Raw genomic sequence first — 20,938 nt, forward strand, 5'->3', positions numbered from 1 at the left:
TTAGGGCAGGGTTCAATCCACCTCTTCCCCAAACCAGACCACGGCATACTTCTCGTAGATACCAATGCCTAGGGCCTGCCAAGTTTTGGTTGCCCAGATTCCTTCGTTTAATATCACCGCGCGATGAAGATGGCTCTGCTGCCAAGTGGCGAGTGTGCCCGTTGCCGTTGCTTTGCGGGGTCCTTCGTAGGCGTTTTCATAGCCATTGCCGGGGTATGTCGTTCCCAGGCGTTGGGGGGCATTCCACATACAGGCATAGGTGGCGGGTTGGGAGGCATGGTAGGGACAATCACTCCAACCATGGGTTAAATACCCCACATTGTGAACCAAGTCCAAAATATGGCGATTGGCAACTTGGTTGAGGGCCGGGGAGAGGGGAATGGGTGGCAAACCGTGGCGATCGCGGTATTCATTTATCAGGGTGTAGAGGTTCTGCTCTTCCGGGTCAATCTGATCACCTCTACAGACAGGAGCCGTTAAGATGTCCCTGCCCCGGCAATGGGGGTATAGAGAATTTTCGCCAGTGGCGGGGCTAATGAAATCCACCATGAGAAGAAGGGCTAGGGTACAAACGGCCCGGGAAACCGACTGTACCCAGCGTATGTTCTGGAAAAAGGTTAAAGCCGCCATCGATGCTCAATCGCTCCTGCTATGATCATCCTAGGACGCAGCAAAGGCAGCTAAATCTTTATTTTTGCCTAGCCACGATGATTGCATTGTGAATGATTAAATTGTAAACAATATCTATCTTAAAAGTTGAGTACAGGAATGAGCCAGGGCACACTATTCGATAAAGTTTGGCAGCAGCACACCGTCGCCACATTACCTTCGGGGCAAACCCAACTTTTTATCGGTCTCCATCTCATTCACGAAGTCACCAGTCCCCAGGCCTTTGCCATGATTCGTGAGCGGGGTCTCAAGGTTTTGTATCCCGATCGCACCGTCGCCACCGTTGACCATATTGTGCCGACCATTGATCAATCCCGACCCTTAGCGGATAGCCTGGCGGAAGAAATGCTCCAGGTGCTAGAAAAAAATTGCCAGGAGTACCATATTCGCTTTTTTGGCATCGGTTCGGGCCATCAGGGGATTGTCCATGTGATTGCCCCGGAACAGGGCTTAACCCAACCGGGCATGACCATTGCCTGTGGAGATAGCCACACCTCAACCCATGGTGCCTTTGGGGCGATCGCCTTTGGCATTGGTACCAGTCAAGTACGGGATGTATTGGCAACCCAAACCCTATCCCTATCTAAGCTCAAGGTTCGCAAAATTGAAGTCAATGGCTCCCTCAATGCCGGAGTCTATGCCAAGGATGTGATTTTACACATTATCCGTACCCTGGGCGTGAAAGGGGGCGTGGGCTATGCCTACGAGTATGCTGGGACTACCTTTGATGCCATGACCATGGAAGAGCGGATGACGGTCTGCAATATGTCCATTGAAGGTGGAGCGCGGTGCGGCTATATTAATCCCGACCAAACTACCTTTGCTTATCTCCAGGGACGGCCCTTTGCGCCCCAGGGCCAGGATTGGCAGGAGGCGATCGCTTGGTGGACATCCCTTCGCAGTGATACCGATGCTGTCTACGATGATGTGGTGACATTTAATGCCGCAGATATTCCCCCCACCGTCACCTGGGGAATTACGCCAGGGCAAGGCATTGCAGTCACGGACGTGATTCCTCCCCCAGAAACCCTACCATCCTCAGAACGGGCGATCGCCAGTGAAGCCTATGCCTACATGGATCTAACGCCGGGCCAACCCATTCAAGGCACCAAAATTGACGTCTGCTTTATTGGCAGTTGTACCAACGGTCGCATTAGCGATCTGCGGGAAGCGGCCAAAGTGGCCCAGGGACACCAGGTGAAATCCGGGGTGAAAGCCTTTGTGGTACCGGGTTCCGAACAGGTGAAGGTGCAGGCGGAGGCGGAAGGTCTCGATCAAATCTTCGTGGCCGCAGGTTTTGAATGGCGAGAACCGGGTTGCTCCATGTGTTTGGCAATGAATCCCGATAAACTAGAGGGCCGGCAAATGAGTGCATCCTCCTCAAATCGTAATTTCAAGGGCCGTCAAGGTTCCAGTTCCGGGCGTACTCTGCTTATGAGTCCGGCGATGGTGGCGGCGGCGGCTATTACGGGCCAGGTGACGGATATTCGCAGTTTCCTATAGATTGTTAATTTAGAATAGCCCAAGCTCAGCTTTCTAGAAACCACGTGCTTACAAGGGAAGAATCCAAACGTCAAAAATCTGTCCAGATAGATATGCCAGATCAAGTTGAATTTGGTCTAACAATCCCGTTGCAGACCGACCGAATTAAGCGAGTTGGCGAGTCCAAAAGTTATTAGCGGCGGGTGAACGGGGCGTTAACTCCCATAAAAATGCTTCTGGTGCATACGGAGATGAAGGATGGGGCTACTTTATGATGGCAGGTGCTGCTAGTGCGGCTGAATCAGACGACCAAGAGCGGTATGTGAACCTTGATCCTGCGACTCGGCAGGTGACTCTTCGATATCGAGTACGGTTTAAGACTGACTTGATCTAAGAGTTTTCGCTTGAGAGGCTCTGGGGGCAAGGACTCCATGAAAAAATATGCAGTATAACACTCCTTAAATTTAGCGATATAACTTTGATTAGTAAAGGCTTGTAGCCTTTCTAAGCTAAAGTGCATATCCGCTTGACTCTGTATACCATTCGCTTTCTACTACACCAAAAACCTTGCTTGTTAAGGGGGTTGGATAAAAATGAAGTTTTGTATATGCTCAATCTATAGCCGTCCGAAATTATTTATGAACGGATGTATCTTTGAAATCCTTGTAGGGCAATACTTCTATTCTCAATCGTGTTCATAATCTACGTGTGACGGCTATAGCAATTTTTGACACCTGTATATTCATGTGCTAAAGTGGGCTATGTCTTTATAAATAGAGAATTCTAGCTTTCTATTGCTAAATTAGCTAGGCTGCTTATCGCTCTCTAATCAATAGTTAGCCTGCTCAAAACCTCTTATCCTCTAGATGCGCCAAATCTCTGTAGTTGGGCTATGATCTGCCTAATATAGATATCTAACTGCAATCCGCGCGTATGGCAATTTCGCTAAACCGTTTCATAGAAAAGACTAATTTGCTGACACAAACGGAAATTGACAAAGTTAGATTGTTGGCGTTTTATCACCATGTTCATCAAGAAGATTTTGAATTCTCTGTAGATTTGATCTGTGGTTGGTTTGAGGATCTAGGATTACACAAACCAAATAAGTCTCGATTAAAGCAAAATCTGAGTAAGTCTCGGTGTTTTGTAAAGGGTAAAGAGCAAGAGTCTTTTCGGCTTCATGCTAGTGAATTGAAATCTCTCAAGGAGGAGCACTCATTTATAAGCGAAAAGAGTGAGGAAATTGAAGCCACAGATACAATTTTGCCAGATTCACTTTATGAAAACACTCGAGGATATATAGAGTCTCTGTCAAAACAGATTAATGCCTCGTATGAAAATAATATTTTTGATGGTTGTGCGGTTTTGATGCGAAGGCTACTAGAAATCTGCTTAATTCATTCTTATGAACATCAAGGTATAGATACTGAGATAAGAGATTCTAACGGCAACTATAAAATGCTTTCTGACATAGTTTCAAATGCGATCAATAATCCAAAACTATCGTTGTCTAGAAATACAAAATCCTGCTTAGAAAACTTCCGAGCGATCGGAAATTTTTCTGCTCATAAGATTTATTACAATGCGAGAAGATCAGATATTCAGAAAGTGATATTGGAATATAGGGCAGCTATAGAGGAGCTACTGTACAAAAATGGAATCAAGAAATGAAGAGATGGAAATGAGTAAGCCAGCAAGAGCAAGAATCAACTTCAAAACAGGTGAGGTTGAGTTAGAAGGCTCAGAACAGTTCGTGCAAGATCAACTTGCGAATATAGATGCTATTGTTGAGTACATGGCTCTTCTTTCAACGAACAACTCCGTAGATGACGAAAGTGAAAGTATTCTTGAGCAAGAGGAAATAGCAATCGTCGCAGAGGAGGAGGAGAAAAAACTTTCAAATATTGGAGAACAAGAACTTCAAACTACAGATACTTTTGGGGAATTTTTTCATCAATTTAGGAATGAAGTTAACGATTTAGAAAAAGCTTTAATAACAGCTTACTATGTTCAGAAGCAATCCCCACAAAATGACTTTAAAACTTCTGAGGTTAACAACTTTTTGAAAGAGCATGGAGTAAAATTGTCAAATCCGTCTAATTCTTTGAATAGATTGGCAACCAAAAGGCTTTTATTTCAAACGCGGAAAAATGGAAAGTTGAAATACATGAGAGTTTCTTCTGATGGGGTCAATCATCTTAAGTCATTGCGAAGGTGAAGCATTTCTATGCTTTTTTTGAGGTTTACGCCCCTTGCTTACTAAAAAATGGAGGATTAAAATGATTGTTACTCTAGATCTGCCAGCAGAATTAGAAGATGAACTGTCTCTTGAGGCATCCCAGTTAAAGCTACCTATGACAGAGTATATTTTGCGTGTCCTATCATTTCGCCCGTTTCTTCAAAACCCGCCAACAACAGGTGCAGAACTTGTTACCTACTGGGAAAGTAGCGGAGTCATCAATTCGCGTCCTGATATTACCGATAGTCAAGAATATGCTCGCAGGTTACGCCGTGAAGCTGAAACCCGTGAGTGAATCTAGGTGGCTACATGTATCTACTTGATACCGATATTTTTATTGATATTCAAAGGGGCTTTACACCTGCTTTAAGTTGGTTTGCCTCTCTTCAAGAACTGCCAAGTGTTCCTGGCTTCGTTGTTATGGAGTTGATTCAGGATGCGCAAAATAAGCAACAAGTTCGTAAAGCCTTGCAACTTGTCGCACCATTAACTGTAGTTTGGCCTACTGAGATTGACTGTGCGCGTGCTCTGTCTGATTTCACGGCTTACCATTTGTCACATAAAGTGGGATTAGTTGATTCTTTGATAGCTGCCTGTGCTGTAGGTCAGGGCTTTACCCTTTGCACCTTCAATACTAAGCATTATCGAGTCATTCCAGGACTAAAAATGGAGCAACCGTATAACCGCTAGGCACAGGCTAACAATGCGTTGGTGCGGACGGTGTGAAGGTTGTTGGTAAGAGTTCAAGGTTACCTGTCGCCGCACAACTTCACCGTGATCTAACCCATTTTTTGGCTTGGGACGTACTCAAAGGTTATTTTCTGGTATTTAAGGATGCTCACTCTTGCAGCCCTGGTATGACTGAGGTATAACCAAAGAATAGAACTTTAAGCTAAGACCGTTATGAAAACTGCAATTTCACTTCCAGATGCAGTCTTTGCACAGGCGGAAGCACTTGCTCAGCAGTTAGGGCTGTCGCGCAGTGAGCTTTACACGAAAGCGCTACAGGTATATCTAAAAAGGTACAATCGTGAGCAAATCTTGCTCAAATTGAACCAAGTTTACGCTACAGAGTCCTCTGAACTTGATCCAGTGATGGCTAAGATGCAGTTTATGTCTTTGCCCCACGAGGACTGGTAATGTATCGGGGAGGAATCTGGTGGGCAAACCTACCTGCTCCAGTCGGTTCAGAACCTGGATATCGCCGTCCCGTCTTAGTGATTCAGGATGATACTTTTACCCAGAGCCAGATTAGCACTGTTATCGTCGTCATTATCACTTCAAATATTCAGTTAGCGGAAGCACCAGGCAATGTACTATTACCGCGTGGGGTATCGGGATTGTCGAGAGATTCCGTCGTAAATGTCTCGCAAATTTTTACGATCGATAAGACGTTTTTGGTTGAGCGTATTGGTTCGCTACCAGACTACTTGCAGGAGGAGGTCGATGAGGGTTTACGAACAGTTTTATATCTTTAGCAAAGCCAGCTAACAAGTCGATGGAGCGGTGAATATCAGTTTCTTGTTGCGTTTCAGAATGATTCATCGCTGCTCATTTTAGTTGTTATACGGCTCAATTTTCTGGTAGGTCTTTGCCATCGATCGTGCTGTCAACTGCGTAACTTCACCATTAACCCTCAGTCTCGTCATTACAGCGACCGTAGTGATCTTCAAATCGGACAATATCATCCTCCCCCAGGTACGGCCCTGACTGAATTTCAATCATTTCCAGGGGAATTTTGCCTGGATTAGCAAGGCGATGAACGGCCCCCACCGGAATATAGGTGGACTCATTTTCCGTCAGGAGAAATTTTTCACCATTACAGGTGACTTCAGCGGTACCACTGACCACCACCCAATGCTCGGCGCGGTGGTGATGCTTTTGCAAGGAAAGACTGGCCCCCTGCTTCACCGTAATCCGTTTCACCTGAAAGCGGGAACCCACATCAATGGAATCGTACTTTCCCCAAGGACGATAGATAACCCGATGGCTCAGAGCTTCCTGGCGGGTTCGCTTCAACAATTCTTCCACTAATCGCTTCACATCCTGGGCACAATCTTGGCGGGCCACCAAAAGGGCATCGGCGGTTTCCACTACAATTAGGTCTTCCACCCCCAGCAGTGTCACCAGGCGATCGCTGGCATAGACAAAGCAGTTTTTGCTATTGACGGCTAAGACATCCCCTCGGTAGGCATTGCCTTGGTCATCTTTTTCGGCAACTTGCCACAGGCTAGACCAGGCCCCCACATCACTCCAACCACACTGAACCGGCACTACGGCTGCTTTTTCGGTATGCTCCATTACCGCATAATCAATCGAGTCTGCGGGACAGGTGGCAAAGGCGGTGGCATCCAGGCGAATGAATTCCAGATCATGGTGGGCCTGGGTCAGGGATTTTTCACAAGCCGCCAGGATAGCGGGTTGCCAACGCTGGACTTCGGCTAAAAAGGTACTGGCACGAAAGACAAACATGCCACTATTCCATAGGTAGGAACCAGAGGTCAGGTAGGCTTCCGCTGTGGGGCGATCGGGTTTTTCGACAAACTTATCCACCCGAAAGCTGCCGGAGGTATCAATGGCTGCCCCCTTGGCAATGTACCCATAGCCCGTATTGGGTTCCGTGGGTTGAATTCCAAACGTGACCAGCCAGCCCTGGGTAGCACTTTCGACTGCCGTGGCGATCGCCCCTTGGAAGGCCCGTTGATCCTGAATCAGATGATCCGCCGGTAACACTAACAAAACCGGATCCTGACCCACAATCTGGGTTAAATACAGGGCCGCCACAGTGATCGCTGGAGCCGTATTCCGCCCCATGGGTTCCAATAGGATCGCCTCAGGGGTGATATTAATCTCCTGGAGTTGCTCCGCCACCAAAAAGCGATGGGCTTCATTGGCAATGACGAGGGGATCACCTAATTGGGGAAGTCCTTCTAAACGCTGCCACGTTTGCTGCAAGAGACTATGGCCGCCATCGGTTAGGGCCATAAACTGTTTGGGATGACCTTGGCGGGAGCAGGGCCAGAGGCGACTACCGGAGCCACCGGACAGAAGAATAGGTAGGATATTCATGGAGAAATTATATCCGTGGAACCAGTCAGAATGCATGGAACCCTAGGCAACCAAGGTGACATCCCCTTCGTCTAGGTCGTAGCGGCCGCCGACAATTTTTAGTTTGCCATTGGCCTCTAGATCCGCCAGGATAGGGGATTGCTGCTTCATCTGATCAATTTGATAGCAAACATTACTCACCACTGCCGTTTCAATGAATTGGGCCGATTGATCATGTTTACTTCCGAGGGCAGGTTTAATGGAATTGACAAAGGCATTGATATTCCCTGGTAGGGGTTTATCCTGCACCGCCGCCGTCACCGCCCCACACCGCTCATGACCTAAAACCATCACCAAGCTCGTGCCCAGTAGGGCCGCGGCATACTCAATACTCCCCAAGACCTCCGGGGTGATCACATTACCGGCAACGCGAATATCAAAGAGATCCCCAACTCCGACATCAAAGAGGAGTTCTACGGGAACCCGGGAGTCGGCACAACTTAAGACCGTGGCAAAGGGATGCTGGCCCTGGGCAACATCATGGAGTCGCTTGGCAGACTGGTGGGGATATTTGGGAGTATGGTGCATAAATCGCTCATTTCCGGCCATGAGTCGATTCAAGGCTTCATCGGGAGAGAGTGACCTATCCTCATCCATATCCATATCTGCCGTGTCAGCCCAAGCAGGACGAGTATTCCAGGGCATCGCCGCGATCGCTCCCATCAAACCAGTAAATTTGAGGAAATCGCGCCGGCCCACAGAGCCATATAATCTACCCATGATCCACGTTCTCCTTCATAACTTTTAGTAATTTCTTTAACTATTTTTGTTCATTAACTATTTTGCGCTTTTGAACCTGTGAACTATTTTTAGAGGGTTGTTTCAGCCCCTGAATGGTTGCTCACCCCTGAAAACTTAGAGGGATGAAATACAGCGGACTGAGCGGATCTCCGTTACCTCTGAAATCCAACAGGAGCCACCAAACTTATTGAGAATGGGGCGAATGGCCTCTGCTAAAGCTTTGAGTTTCTCCGGTGGACAAAAGGCAATGACGTAGGCATTATCCAGCATGGTGACTGCCGAGTCGTCAAAGACAGTTCCCTTAATGCCTTTGCTTTCCACGTTATGAATAATCGTATAACTGGATGCACCGGCTTCCTTGAGGGCCTCAACGATTTTGGCAAGCTCCACCGAGTCAGAGACAATTTCAATGCGTTTGACTGGATGCATAGATATTAGCTCCAAAGTAAATTAATACCGTATTGGTATAGGGGAATTCCGACAATAATATTGAAGGGAAAGGTGACGGCAAGGGCTGTGGAAATATACAGGCTAGGGTTGGCTTCTGGAACCGTTAACCGCATGGCCGCAGGTACGGCAATATAGGAGGCACTGGCACAGAGCACAGAAAATAGCAGGGCATCTCCCGCCGGTAAATTAATAAAGCGGGCGATTACAAGCCCAAGGCCGGCATTAAAGATCGGGATAATAATGGAAAAGGCAATCAAAAAGCCCCCGGTTTTTTCTAAATCTTTAATACGTTTAGCTGCCACCAAACCCATATCTAGTAAAAAGAAGGTGAGGACACCGTAAAACATATCCTGGGTAAAGGGAGAGAGAACGTGCCAACCATGTTCCCCACTTAAAAAGCCAATCAGGAGGCTGCCAACCAACAAAAATACTGACCCATTCAAAAAGGCTTCTTGAAGGACTTCACCCCAGGAAAACTCACTATCATCTTCCCGATGGGCAGTGAGATTGACCAAAATTAGGCCAATAATAATCGCTGGGGATTCCATCAGGGCTAAGGCCGCCACCATGTAGCCATCAAAGGCAATGCCTAACTCATCGAGAAAGGAACTGGCGGTAATAAATGTCACCGCACTAATGGATCCATAGGTTGCTGCGATCGCCGCGGCATTATAGGGATCGAGCTTGATGCGCAAAATAAAAAAAGTATAGATGGGAACAAGGACTGCCATCGTAACCGCCGCCAACATCGTGAGTCCCACTTCGGTATTAATCCCACTTTTGGCTAACTCAACACCGCCCTTAAAACCAATGGCAAAAAGAAGATAAAGGGAAAAAAGCTTGGGAATGGGTGGCGGAATTTCTAAATCGGATTTTACAAAGACGGCCGTCATGCCGAGAAAAAAGAATAAAACCGGTGGATTCAGGATATTGGAGAGAATCAAACTAAGATCCATAATGATTCTCCTTTCCCGTTAAATAATGTTTCAAAAAAGATGGTCTCCATATTAAGTTTTGTAATCTAATATTTAGTTACCTAGGATAATCTTAAGGGCATCTCGAAAAATTCGGAAAAGTAGTTTGAATATAAGATCGTGCTGGAGAAGATAGCATGATTTCAAGCGGGCTATGGGATAACAAGGATTTTAGAACTAGGCGATCGCCTTGAGAAACTACCACAGAACATATTTAACCAAGTGATGAGCTATTGAAATACCCAGTGTGCGATCGCAGCAACAGATTATTTATGATTTATGCTCAGAATCAAATTTAGGCATAAAGGGTAAGGATTCCAGAAAAGCTTGGGGTGCATTAGTCATGGTATGGAGCCAAGAGTCTTCGATTTCCGCTTTTTTTTCTGTCAACTCCTGGGCTAAGGCATCCCGACTCGCAGTTAGGGTGGTTAATTTTTCCGTTAAAGCATCATGTTCACTTTGGAGTGTCTGATAGCGACTTTTGAGGGTTTGGTAGTCTGTGTTCGTGCCCTCGACCTGGTGTTGCAGGTTTTGGATCTCGGCCCGTTGAGTCTCAATGGTGGCGATCGCCTCCTTCAAGTGAGTATCTAGGGTCGAAATTTGATCACTCAGGGCATCAATTTCCCCTTGACGAGTTATTCCCCGCAACCAAGACTGGGCTAAAATCAACCCGATCAAAATTACCGTCGCCAGTAGGTAGATATTAAGGAGCAGTTGTCCCTGGGAAGAAAGAGTTGCCACCATCACCAGTTCACTCACTCTATAAAGTCTTCTCCATCATAGTGGATGCTGATTAGGGCCAAGGCCGCGATCGCGGCGGTAACAGCCCGCAAGGTTCGTCGCCCCAAGGAAACCGTCTGCCAACCCGCCCTTTGCGCTTGCTCCACTTCCTGACTTGTCCATCCCCCCTCTGGGCCAATGGCAATATAGATTTTTTTAATGTTTTTAGCGTGAGTATTTCCTTGATCCAGTGCCCGATTTAGAGGAATGGCATCGGTTGCTAGACCGGCCATATATCGCGCTCCCTCGAAGGTCAACATTTCATCAAGGGCGATCGCCGTCGAAATTTTGGGAACCCATAGCCGCTGGGACTGTTCCGCCGCTTCCTGGGCAATCCGTTGCCACCGCTGGTATTTTGAGGCACTCGGCTGTAAGAGACTGCGATCGCTGCGAATAGGAATAATTTCCCTGACGCCTAACTCCGTTGCTTCCTGGATCACGAGATCGAGGCTATTTCCCTTGACAAGAGCCATACAAAGGACAATAGATACCCCTAATTCCGTTGAAATGGGAGCCGCCTCCAGTAATCGACTGGGTTCACCCACCCCCCCTAATTGACTCAGCCATCGTTGACCCTGACCATCCATGGCCAAAAAGCGATCGCCGGGATTTAGACGTAATACCCGATAAAGATAATGACACTGGGCCGATGTCAAAGACAGGTTATCATCCCTCACCTGATCGGGGGCGATGACAAGACGCTGGAGATTAGCTCCGATCTTCTTTTCCTGGGGTTGATTACTCATTGCCGGGTTGGCATCCCTGGGGCACTTTCACAGATCAGCAATAAATTTCTGCTGCAAACAACGAAAAAAGCCTCGGAATCCAGCCAAGATTTCAGGAATTCATCCGAGGGCTAATAGTTTGGTTTTTACCTATAAACCTATTGATTGGTATAGGACGACAACAGTTGAACCAACTGCTGCACAATGGCTTCCTGCTCCCGCGTCACCTGGGGATAGCTAAAATCTTCGCGGATATGAACTTCAAATCCGGGCAAGACCTCTACCCGTTGCCATGTTTCTGGCAATGCCTTACCCTCATGGGTCACCTCACTACCTGCAACCGCTACGGAAGGTGTGGCAGGGGCAGCTACAGTAGAGCGATTTCCAAAGGGGGTCAGCGGCGGTGACGAGCGATCGCGGAGTTTCATTTCCGAGCGTTCCTGCACCTGCTGTAAAAATGCCAGGGCCGGGTTGATCGGTGGCGGGGTTAACTGAAGATGAACCCCCTGCTCCAACAAGGCCCGCAACTCTGGGGTTGTCATCCGATGCAATAGTTTGTAGATGGCACTAGCCGTATAGCCTTCCATCAATAAACGACGCACGACTAACACCTGGACTAAGTGGCGGTAGCTATAGCGTCCTTCTCGACCAATCCGGGTTGGCCGATCGATCAGCTTACAGGAGGTGTAATGGCGAATAAGACGAGGATTCACTTCCTCAAGAACGCGATTCTTGGAATCTTCCTGAGGCAAATGCTGCGGGAGAAGTTCATTTGCAATCTCCACCAGCTCGTCTAGAGACCACTGATCTTGGACATGGGAAAAATCATCAATAGTTGTCATGGCTCAGTTCTGACGATCCATACTGATAATACCAAGAATATTCTTCACGCCGTTTCCTTCCTTATTTGACTCTAAATGGTTGATATAGGCACTTGTCTGAATCAATAGTACATTGATTTAATCATCAGTCAAACCCTAGAGTTCCTGATATTTTTCTGACACAATGATACAGACTTTTTTTTACTTTGACGAAGGTAGACCTAGGGAAACACTACAAGTTTGGAGGTAAAACGGTACAGTCTATGGCTGTTCCGAAGCAGAAGCCTAAAGCCCAGGTACTTTTATAACTTTCGCCATCTAAAGTTTTAGAGATCGCTAAGATGTCTTAGGTTTCTACGCTTGATTCCAATTATAGCAATTTTATAACAACTGAGCTTGAAGCCGTCAATTAAGGTACTCTGACACAATATTTGGCCCAGTGATCATGGCTCAAAACCCGTCCTTAATAGTTGCCAAACCCAACCTAAGACAGGGATTCAGCCCGTTGAAAATGGTTAATTATCCTTGTGACGCTTTCCTTAGACAGTATTACGAAATTTTACGCTTCACGGCAGCTACCGCTGTTGATCCTCATTTACACTATTGGGTATCAGTCTCAAGAAATCTGTGGCTTAATTTAATTCTTTGAAAATATTTTGCCCATGGGACTTTGGTGAGAAATGGGACGTTAGGGAGCTAGATAATAGATATAATTCTATATTTACTCTAAAGTCAATATTTATCAAAGCCGATGATGGGATTTGAACCCACGGCCGCTCGATTACGAATCGAGTGCTCTACCACTGAGCTACATCGGCAGGGCAAGAATGACTTCTTATTTATTCTTAGTCATTTAATACTATCACAGGTGATTCAGGCCAAGACCGAACTGGATTTTGTACCTGAGGGTACATAAGGGGCCAAGAGCCTAGTAATATCAGTAAGGGATATACTTCCTCTCCCTGCAAATGTAGGGAATGCAAATTTTCTGAGAGTAAAGGGAATCGTCAGCTATGAGCAGTAAGCCAGACCGTGTGGTTCTCATCGGCGTTGCCGGAGACTCCGGCTGTGGTAAATCAACATTCTTGCGCCGACTGGCCGATCTGTTTGGCGAAGAATTTATGACGGTCATTTGTTTAGATGACTATCACAGTCTTGATCGCAAACAACGGAAAGAGACAGGGATCACTGCCCTCGATCCCCGCGCCAACAACTTTGATCTGATGTACGAACAGATCAAGTCCTTAAAAAATGGCGACTCGATCATGAAGCCCATCTACAACCACGAAACGGGCCTGCTCGATCCCCCTGAGCCAATTGAATCAAACCATGTCATTGTCATTGAAGGCTTACATCCCCTTTACGATGAGCGGGTACGGGGACTGTTAGACTTTAGTGTTTACCTAGATATTAGTGACGACGTAAAAATTGCCTGGAAAATTAAGCGGGACATGGCTGAACGGGGCCATAGTTACGATGATGTTCTCGCTTCAATCAATGCCCGCCGTCCCGATTTTATGGCCTATATTGATCCGCAAAAGCAATACGCCGATGTGGTGATTCAAATTTTGCCGACACAGTTAGTCAAGGAAGAAAAAATCGGCAATATCCTACGGGTGCGGATGTTGCAACGGGAAGGGATTGCTGGGTTTGATCCGGTCTATCTCTTTGACGAAGGCTCAACGATCAGTTGGGTTCCTTGCGGCCGTAAGTTAACCTGTTCTTACCCAGGTATTCGTCTCAGCTATGGCCCCGATGAATACTACGGCCACCAAGTCTCCGTGCTGGAGGTGGATGGTCGGTTCGATAAATTAGATGAAGTGATTTATATCGAAAGCCACTTGAGTAATACATCCACGAAGCACTACGGCGAGATGACCCATCTTTTACTCCAACATCGCGACTATCCGGGGTCTGATAATGGATCCGGGCTATTCCAAGTCTTGACCGGCTTGAAAATGCGGGCGACCTACGAACGGTTGACCACCAAAGAAACCCAAGCTGCCGGAAAACGGTAATCAGCTATTTCTGTCGGCAGAAACCCTTTGGGGTCTGGTGGCATTGCCTAAATGTCTAAAATTGTGTCTTTGGCCAGAGAGGATATGGACATGGAAGCATTATTCTGTCGATTTAGGGCAGCGGTGCGGGGTGTGGTTCTAGTTCTCATTCTGGTTGCGACGCTGGCAATGGGCATCCTACCCCCTGGGGTGGCTTGGGCCGCATCTCAAACGGACGCAAGCCTAGGGGCGATCGCCCAATTTATTCCCCGCCAGGCCCTAGTGGCTCTCTCCCTTGCCAAGCCGGTACAGGAACTTCCTGGGCCCTTAGGTACTCCCCTAGAGCAGATCCTGCGGGATGAATGGCAGAGGTTGGGAATCGGTGAACTTCGCCGGGTGAAGGACTGGGCGGATAATGAAATGGCCATTGCTCTATTACCGTCAGATACTGGTTCAGAAGCTCCGACTCTCCACGGTATAAATCAAGGCACAAACTTGGGCGATCGCCTCCTTTGGATTATTAAAATTCGCCGTAATGAGGCTGCTACTAACTTTTTAGATCGACTCTGGCAAGATAGACAGGGGAATGGGAGTAAGTCAGAAACCTATCAAGGGGTACGGGTGCTCTCCGCTGCGGGAAGCCCTCGCCTAGCCAATCCGAAATCCCTTCAGAATGGGCTGCCGGTGGCTACGGCCCAGGTAAAGGATCGGGTGGTTTTGATTGCCACCAATCCCCAACTCATTAAAGCGGCCCTGGCCAGTGCCCAAAGTCCCGATGCATCCCTGGGCATGATGGCAAGCTATCGTCAGGCGATCGCCACATTGCCCCCGAACCCCTGGGGATTCCTATATGGAAATTTACAATCCTTGGGGGATCCGTCCCAACTGTCGCCCCGCTACGATCGCCTCTTTCTGGCCCTTTATCAAGACGGAAAGCAACTCCTGATGGATATGGCCCTCAAGGGAATTGGGGAAACACCGGCTGAAGAGACTGGGGCAAATTCAACGATCGCCAGTGGTCTTCATTCAGACTTAGTTCAAGCCTGGCCAGCGGATCCAGGGATGGCCCTCATGGGTAAGGCCCTTCCCCAAGCCTGGCAGGATCTCAATGCCGCATTAATCACCTATCCAGCGGGCCGGGCCCAGTCAGGGGAGTCTATTTTGGAACGGGCGATCGCCGATCTAGGCCACCAATGGAAAATTGATCTGGTCAATACCATCTTTCCCCTAGGTTCCCAAGCCTACGCCCTAGGATTATGGCCCCAAGCACCGGATTCTACCCAACTGGATTGGCTGTGGACATCCCCGATCACCCCAGAAACCGATTCCACCTTAGCTACCCTAGATACCATTGCCACGGATAAAGGCTTTTCCCGCGATCCTATTCCCGTGGGTTCCCAATCCTTCCAGGCATGGACTAAACTCAATCCCGATCTTGAGAATACAGGCCGTTTAATCTCCCAGGTGGCAGGAGTCTACGGCCAAAATGGGGAGACGGTTTGGCTCGGTTCATCTCTGGTCACCCTATCGGAGTATTTTGATCATCTTGCCCACCCAGGCACAGACAAATCTAACCCATCTAGCTCGTGGCTTAAACTCAATCAATGGGGTGTAAAGGAGCGTGACATCCAGGGATTGCTGTACCTCAACTGGTCAAAGTCTCGTTTTTTACTAGAGCATCGCTTCCCATTTCTAAAAATCCTAGATACCTGGACAATGCCCCTAGGGGAGCAGTTGCAATCCATTGCCTTGATTAATCAAGGTCGTCAGGGCCCATTCCAGCGGGCAAGGGCAATTATTGAATGGGAGCAGGAAAGATAATGGCACATGAACTAATCTGTGGCGAATCACGGCTGACGGTGGTTCCAGAGCGGGGGGGCTTGATTTCCGGTTGGCAGTGGCGGGGGCAAGAGATTCTTTATCTGGATCGCGATCGCTTTGCCAACCCAGACTTAAGCGTGCGGGGAGGCATTCCGATCCTATTTCCCATCTGTGGAAACCTGCCCAACAATGAATTCATCTATGAAGATCAAAAATATAGTCTTAAGCAGCATGGCTTTGCCCGGGATCTGCCCTGGCAGGTGCAGGATCACCAAGGGAATTCCATTGTTTTAAGGTTAGGGGATACGGAGGCAACCCGTGGGGTCTATCCCTTTGAGTTTGATTTGGAATTTACCTATACCCTAGGGACTGATAGCCTGGGCCTGGAACTGCGGATCACCAATCCAGGGGAGCGGCCCCTGCCCTTTAGTTTGGGCTTGCATCCCTATTTTGCAGTTCAGGAGAAGGAGCAATTAACGTTTAATCTGCCCATCAATGGGATGGTGGATCAAAAAACACAGCGGCCCCTAACCTTTGCCGGTGGTTTTGATTGGGCTGCCCCGGAACTTGATTTAGCCTGTCGGCCCCTGTTGGGTCATCGGGCCCGGGTGAGCGATCGCCAGCGAGGGTATCATCTAGACCTGAACTTTAGTCCCGAATTTACGACTTTGGTGTTTTGGACGCTGCACGGGAAAGATTACTACTGTTTAGAACCCTGGACTGCCCCCCGCAATGCCTTGAATAGCGGCGTTGATTTAATTCATTTGCCTCCCCAAGCCTCGATGGTGCTTCAGGTTGAGTTACACCTTTCAGCCATTTAAGTTGTGCCAGACTTTTTGCCAGCGTCTTTGCCCGATTCAGGCGGTGATTGGATGGCTCTCCCCACCATGGCCCCGCAAAGGATTACCTACAGTCCAGCCTTTACCCTAGTGCCCACCTACGAATGCTTTAACCGCTGCACCTACTGTAATTTTCGCCAAGAGATTGGCCAGGCGAGTTGGTTGAGTATCGACCAGGCTACCCAAATACTAAAAAGTCTTCAAGGCAAAGAGACGATTGAAATTTTAATCCTCAGTGGTGAGGTGCATCCCCAAAGTCGCCACAGATCTACCTGGGTTGATCATAGTTTCCACATTGCCCAACTGGCCCTAGAGTATGGTTTTTTGCCCCACACCAACATTGGCCCCCTGAGCCGGCTAGAAATGGAGAAATTACGGACAGTGAATGTCTCCATGGGACTGATGCTGGAACAATTAACCCCCACATTACTGGATACCGTTCATCGCCATGCCCCCAGCAAGGATCCCCATTTACGCCTAGGACAATTGGAGCAGGCCGGTGCATTGGGCATTCCCTTTACCACGGGACTCCTTTTAGGTTTGGGGGAAACGGCCCAGGATTGGCAGGATACCCTAGGGGCGATCGCCGCGAGTTTTCATCGTTGGGGCCATATCCAAGAAGTGATTTTACAGCCCTATCGCTCCGGTCAAACCCAATTGGCCCCCTTGCCGGATTTCCCCCTAGACCAACTCCCCCAGGTGGTGGCGATCGCCCGTTCCATCTTGCCCGCTGAAATTACGATTCAAATTCCCCCCAACCTGGTTAATCATCCCGGCATTCTCCTCGACTGTTTGGCGGCAGGGGCCCGGGATCTGGGGGGGATTGTGCCCCAGGATCATGTGAATCCCGATTATGACCACGCTCCCCTATCTATTTTGAAGCAACTGTTGGCAAACCAGGGTTGGCAGTTGCAGCCACGCTTTCCCGTCTATACCCCCTGGAAATTCCAGTTTTCCCAAGAGGTTCAGGACAGACTGGACACTTGGTATCAACCCATCTCCCCAGACCAAGCCTAGGTGTAACTTGTCATTAATGTGTGTTGACTAATATGACTAATAGCTGATCTGCAATGTCACCGTCGCCTCAACGGTCAACTCCCCTGGCAATACGGGCGTGGCATCGGCGGAGAGGGCCGTTGCTCTCATCACCGGCAGACTGGGGGGAGTGGCCTGATTAATTTGAATATTCACCACCTGATTAGGACGGAGATTCAAGCTAGAGAGAACCACCTGAGCCTGGGTTTGGGCATCTTGGGTGGCCCGCTGCAAGGCAACATTACGGGCATCGGTGAGGTTGGCATCGGGGGCCGTGAAGGAAATATTATTAATCGTTGTGGCTCCGGCATTCACGGCTCCATCTAAAATTTGCCCTGCCCGATCGCCGCCAATCTGAAAACTGACGGTATTGCGGCCAATGTATCCCACCAGAACCCGTTGATTATTGGTGTATTGATAATTGGGCATCAAACTAATTCCCGTGGTTTGTAACTGACTGACATTGCTACCACGGAGGGCATTCACGACGGCATTGGAACGGCGGGCAACCTCCTGCTGCACCTCCTGGGCGGTTTTACCCTGCACCTCTACCCCCAAAGATACGTCGGCTAGGGTTGCCGTAATGGCTTGACTACCCCGGCCCGTCACTGTTAAAGTTCGTAGCATTTCTTGGGCCAGGGCGGGTTGAATGGCAAACAGGGCCAGGGCGATCGCTAGGACTGCCGATCGTTGGATCGGGGCAACGGAAAAATAAATCAAGACTATACCTCAGGATAGAACTATCAAAATAGGGTTTCTCAACTCCCTTTACTCTGGCATAGGGTTGGGGTGGGGATGGGGCTGTTTCAAAAATTGTAAAATCGATCCCTGTATGATCCTTTATCATGGCTAAACAGAAACTTGACATTCAGGTAAATCAACATTGCCTACCCTCGGTGTAAATATTGATCATGTGGCCACCCTCCGTCAGGCCCGTCAAACCATTGAGCCGGATCCCGTTGCCGCCGCTATTCTCGCAGAATTGGGGGGAGCCGATGGCATTACGGTTCACCTGCGGGAAGATCGCCGCCATATTCAAGAGCGGGATGTGCAAATTCTGCGGCAAACGGTACGTACCCATCTCAACCTGGAAATGGCAGCCACGCCGGAAATGGTGGCCATTGCCCTAGATATTCAGCCGGATTATGTCACTCTAGTTCCGGAACGTCGCCAAGAGGTGACAACGGAAGGCGGCCTCGATGCGATCGCCCAAGTCGAATCCCTAACCCAGGTTGTGGCTACCCTGCAAAACGCCGATATTCCCGTCAGTTTATTTATTGATGCGGATCCGGATCAAATTCGTGCTGCGGCCAAAACCGGGGCCAAGTTTATCGAACTCCATACCGGCCAGTATGCGGAAGCTGTGGGGGAAGGGGCCCAACTCCAAGAGCTACAAAACCTCGCTCGTGGCCTCTGGCAAGCCAAGGACTTAGGTTTGCGGGTGAATGCGGGTCATGGCTTAACCTATTTGAATGTTTACCCCGTGGCCCAATTGGAAGGGATGGAAGAACTGAATATTGGCCATACCATTGTCAGTCGGGCAGTTTTAGTGGGACTAGAGCGGGCCGTGCAAGAAATGAAGCGGGCGATCGCCGGCCGATTCCCCTAAGTTTCCCTAAATCTGGGGCGGGTATCCATGGGTTCCTTGCCGAGGATCCTCAAGGATATTACCGTAAGAAAAGCGTTTCCGCCTCATTCCTTGTTGTTGTGTATTTCGTTTATCTATCTCGGTTTGCCTATCTCGTTATTGTCCATCTTAATTACTGTTTACTGTCCATCTCGTTACCGTGGAAATTCATGACCCTTTCGCCCCCAGAATCTTCGCCTAACCCTACTGCCACCTCACCCATGGCGATCGCCCCCGTGATCGTGGATCGGAAAGACATTGATGCCAATATCTGGATTGCCCTCCTGGCTGCGGGTGTGGGAACCCTGGGGATTTATATTTTGCTGTTCCCCCTACGGGCGACCTATCTGGGCCAACTACTCTTTGAGCGGGGCTGGACCCAACCTGTAGCGATTTTGTTTGCCATTTTTGTGATGGCATTTACACTGCTGAAGGCCCTTGCCCTTCTTAGTCAATTGGCATCCCTGCGTCAAGGGTGGGTGCCCATGAACTTTCCCCTAAAATCTCCCACCGATGCCAGTTTAGCCCAGTTGCAGCATACCCTGGCCCAACGGCGATCGCTCCTGCCCGTGCGCTGTGCCCGTACCCTAGGGGCCTACATGGTGGGGGGCAGTCGGGAAGCGGCCAATGAAGTGGTGGCGGAAGATAGTAGTGCGGCCGCTGCGGCCTCAGAAGCCTCCTACACCATTCCACGGGTCTTGGTTTGGGCCATTCCCCTGTTGGGGTTTATTGGTACGGTGGTCGGTATTAGTCAGGCGGTCAGCGGCTTTTCTAGCTTTCTGCAAACAGCCCAAGAAGTCGATCAGATCAAGGAAGGAATTGGTGGCGTAACGACGGGCCTAGCCGTTGCCTTTGATACGACCCTGGTCGCCTTAATTCTGAGCGTGCTGGTGATGATTCCCCTTGTCATTGTGGAGCGGCAAGAATCTAAACTCCTCCTCACCATTGATGGCTACATTAACGACTACGTTTTAGCCCGACTTCCCATGGCCACCCCCACCGCCAGCTTAACCACCTCAGACCTGCAAGAAACAATCCAAGCCGTTCTCCGGGAGGAATTACCCAGTCCAGAAGCCCTGATGGAGCCAGCCCAGGCTACCCTGGAGCAATTAGTGAATCATTTAGGCCGTTTAGCCCAGGCCCTCACCAGCGATCGCAAACAGTTTCTCACCACCCTAGAGGAGCAGCACCATAACCAAGATCAGGCCTTCCAGCAGTTACTCCATGAATTTCAGGAGCGTAGTCAAGTCCTAGTGACCGAACTCCACCGTAGCCAGGACGACTTTTCCGGACACATTTCCAATCAGACCCAGGCCCTTGCCCAACTTCTAGAGCAAAGTAGTCAAACTCTGCAACAGCGATTGGAACTACTGGCCTCCCTGAATCAAGCCCTCAACGCCCTAGCGGAAACGGGGAGCCTTCAATTGGTAATCCATGACCTGAACCAAAGCCTAGAGCAACTTCAACCCGTACTCAAGCAACTTTCCCAGCCCCGCCGCGTCATGCTCGTTGAACAAAATGCGGAATAAATACCAGGGAAAAATTTTACATTTCTCAAAATTTGATTGCCAGTCCCCTGAATAACGGCCTACCTTAAGATAAAAACAGTCCATTAGATCATTATTGCTAT

Annotated in this window: 22 protein-coding genes and 1 tRNA gene; 13 read left to right on the forward strand and 10 right to left on the reverse strand. The window is 48.8% G+C overall.

Annotated features, from left to right (window positions below; translation table 11 throughout):
• Nucleotides 1-12 precede the first annotated feature (12 nt).
• Nucleotides 13-630, reverse strand: a complete 618-nt coding sequence (locus L3556_RS00525) for a CAP domain-containing protein (protein ID WP_277865347.1) — start codon at nt 628-630, stop codon at nt 13-15.
• Nucleotides 631-768: 138 nt separating this feature from the next.
• On the opposite strand from L3556_RS00525, the gene leuC reads away from it, so the two are divergent.
• From leuC to L3556_RS16245, 7 genes are all read left to right on the forward strand, one after another.
• Nucleotides 769-2,172, forward strand: a complete 1,404-nt coding sequence (gene leuC / locus L3556_RS00530; RefSeq protein WP_277865348.1) for a 3-isopropylmalate dehydratase large subunit — start codon at nt 769-771, stop codon at nt 2,170-2,172.
• A gap of 912 nt (nt 2,173-3,084) precedes the next feature.
• Complete coding sequence (locus L3556_RS00535; protein ID WP_277865349.1) at nt 3,085-3,822, forward strand: hypothetical protein; 738 nt, start codon at nt 3,085-3,087, stop codon at nt 3,820-3,822.
• A gap of 10 nt (nt 3,823-3,832) precedes the next feature.
• The gene (locus tag L3556_RS00540) at nt 3,833-4,369 is read left to right on the forward strand and encodes a hypothetical protein (RefSeq protein WP_277865350.1); all 537 of its coding nucleotides are present in this window, start codon (nt 3,833-3,835) and stop codon (nt 4,367-4,369) included.
• A gap of 61 nt (nt 4,370-4,430) precedes the next feature.
• Entirely contained in the window at nt 4,431-4,685 is a 255-nt protein-coding gene (locus tag L3556_RS00545) for a hypothetical protein (RefSeq protein WP_277865351.1), read from the forward strand.
• A 14-nt stretch (nt 4,686-4,699) separates the two neighbouring features.
• Complete coding sequence (locus L3556_RS00550; RefSeq protein ID WP_277865352.1) at nt 4,700-5,080, forward strand: PIN domain-containing protein; 381 nt, start codon at nt 4,700-4,702, stop codon at nt 5,078-5,080.
• Between the two features lie 213 nt (nt 5,081-5,293).
• Complete coding sequence (locus L3556_RS00555; RefSeq protein ID WP_277865353.1) at nt 5,294-5,530, forward strand: hypothetical protein; 237 nt, start codon at nt 5,294-5,296, stop codon at nt 5,528-5,530.
• A complete protein-coding gene (locus L3556_RS16245; protein WP_422110740.1) occupies nt 5,530-5,868 on the forward strand; it encodes a type II toxin-antitoxin system PemK/MazF family toxin in 339 nt (112 codons plus the stop codon). The genes L3556_RS00555 and L3556_RS16245 overlap by 1 nt, the downstream gene beginning before the upstream one ends.
• A gap of 151 nt (nt 5,869-6,019) precedes the next feature.
• Here L3556_RS16245 and L3556_RS00560 read toward each other — a convergent pair whose 3' ends face one another.
• The 8 genes from L3556_RS00560 to L3556_RS00595 form a co-directional block, all read right to left on the reverse strand.
• Nucleotides 6,020-7,459, reverse strand: coding sequence for a mannose-1-phosphate guanylyltransferase/mannose-6-phosphate isomerase (locus L3556_RS00560; RefSeq protein ID WP_277865354.1), 1,440 nt, complete (start codon nt 7,457-7,459; stop codon nt 6,020-6,022).
• A gap of 42 nt (nt 7,460-7,501) precedes the next feature.
• Nucleotides 7,502-8,218 carry a carbonic anhydrase gene (locus L3556_RS00565; RefSeq protein ID WP_277865355.1) on the reverse strand — a complete coding sequence of 239 codons (717 nt, stop codon included), beginning with the start codon at nt 8,216-8,218 and terminating at the stop codon, nt 7,502-7,504.
• 135 nt (nt 8,219-8,353) lie between these two features.
• Complete coding sequence (locus L3556_RS00570) at nt 8,354-8,668, reverse strand: P-II family nitrogen regulator (RefSeq protein ID WP_277865356.1); 315 nt, start codon at nt 8,666-8,668, stop codon at nt 8,354-8,356.
• A 5-nt stretch (nt 8,669-8,673) separates the two neighbouring features.
• Nucleotides 8,674-9,645 carry a sodium-dependent bicarbonate transport family permease gene (locus L3556_RS00575; RefSeq protein WP_277865357.1) on the reverse strand — a complete coding sequence of 324 codons (972 nt, stop codon included), beginning with the start codon at nt 9,643-9,645 and terminating at the stop codon, nt 8,674-8,676.
• A 288-nt stretch (nt 9,646-9,933) separates the two neighbouring features.
• A complete protein-coding gene (locus L3556_RS00580; RefSeq protein WP_277865358.1) occupies nt 9,934-10,422 on the reverse strand; it encodes a hypothetical protein in 489 nt (162 codons plus the stop codon).
• Complete coding sequence (locus L3556_RS00585; protein WP_277865359.1) at nt 10,419-11,189, reverse strand: 16S rRNA (uracil(1498)-N(3))-methyltransferase; 771 nt, start codon at nt 11,187-11,189, stop codon at nt 10,419-10,421. The genes L3556_RS00580 and L3556_RS00585 overlap by 4 nt, the downstream gene beginning before the upstream one ends.
• 137 nt (nt 11,190-11,326) lie before the next feature.
• Nucleotides 11,327-12,010, reverse strand: coding sequence for a MerR family transcriptional regulator (locus L3556_RS00590; RefSeq protein ID WP_277865360.1), 684 nt, complete (start codon nt 12,008-12,010; stop codon nt 11,327-11,329).
• A 725-nt stretch (nt 12,011-12,735) separates the two neighbouring features.
• A tRNA-Thr gene (locus L3556_RS00595) sits at nt 12,736-12,807 on the reverse strand.
• A 195-nt stretch (nt 12,808-13,002) separates the two neighbouring features.
• Here L3556_RS00595 and L3556_RS00600 point away from each other — a divergent pair.
• Genes L3556_RS00600 through cofG form a run of 4 tightly spaced genes read left to right on the forward strand, consistent with a single transcriptional unit; the run spans nt 13,003 to nt 17,663 of the window.
• Entirely contained in the window at nt 13,003-14,007 is a 1,005-nt protein-coding gene (locus tag L3556_RS00600; protein WP_277865361.1) for a phosphoribulokinase, read from the forward strand.
• Nucleotides 14,008-14,058: 51 nt separating this feature from the next.
• The gene (locus tag L3556_RS00605; protein ID WP_277865362.1) at nt 14,059-15,807 is read left to right on the forward strand and encodes a DUF3352 domain-containing protein; all 1,749 of its coding nucleotides are present in this window, start codon (nt 14,059-14,061) and stop codon (nt 15,805-15,807) included.
• Nucleotides 15,807-16,628 carry an aldose epimerase family protein gene (locus tag L3556_RS00610; protein WP_277865363.1) on the forward strand — a complete coding sequence of 274 codons (822 nt, stop codon included), beginning with the start codon at nt 15,807-15,809 and terminating at the stop codon, nt 16,626-16,628. The genes L3556_RS00605 and L3556_RS00610 overlap by 1 nt, the downstream gene beginning before the upstream one ends.
• Before the next feature lie 51 nt (nt 16,629-16,679).
• Nucleotides 16,680-17,663 carry a 7,8-didemethyl-8-hydroxy-5-deazariboflavin synthase subunit CofG gene (gene cofG / locus L3556_RS00615; protein ID WP_277865364.1) on the forward strand — a complete coding sequence of 328 codons (984 nt, stop codon included), beginning with the start codon at nt 16,680-16,682 and terminating at the stop codon, nt 17,661-17,663.
• Between the two features lie 36 nt (nt 17,664-17,699).
• Here cofG and L3556_RS00620 read toward each other — a convergent pair whose 3' ends face one another.
• Nucleotides 17,700-18,401: an SIMPL domain-containing protein gene (locus L3556_RS00620; protein WP_277865365.1), complete on the reverse strand. Its 702-nt coding sequence runs from the start codon at nt 18,399-18,401 to the stop codon at nt 17,700-17,702.
• Between the two features lie 163 nt (nt 18,402-18,564).
• On the opposite strand from L3556_RS00620, the gene L3556_RS00625 reads away from it, so the two are divergent.
• Together L3556_RS00625 and L3556_RS00630 are read left to right on the forward strand one after the other, a co-directional pair.
• On the forward strand, nt 18,565-19,290 hold the full coding sequence (locus L3556_RS00625; RefSeq protein ID WP_277865366.1) for a pyridoxine 5'-phosphate synthase: 726 nt from the start codon (nt 18,565-18,567) through the stop codon (nt 19,288-19,290).
• A 188-nt stretch (nt 19,291-19,478) separates the two neighbouring features.
• Nucleotides 19,479-20,837, forward strand: a complete 1,359-nt coding sequence (locus L3556_RS00630; RefSeq protein ID WP_277865367.1) for a MotA/TolQ/ExbB proton channel family protein — start codon at nt 19,479-19,481, stop codon at nt 20,835-20,837.
• Nucleotides 20,838-20,938 lie beyond the last annotated feature (101 nt).

Origin of the sequence: Candidatus Synechococcus calcipolaris G9 (assembly GCF_029582805.1) — a bacterium.
Classification (GTDB): Bacteria; Cyanobacteriota; Cyanobacteriia; order Thermosynechococcales; family Thermosynechococcaceae; genus Synechococcus_F; species Synechococcus_F calcipolaris.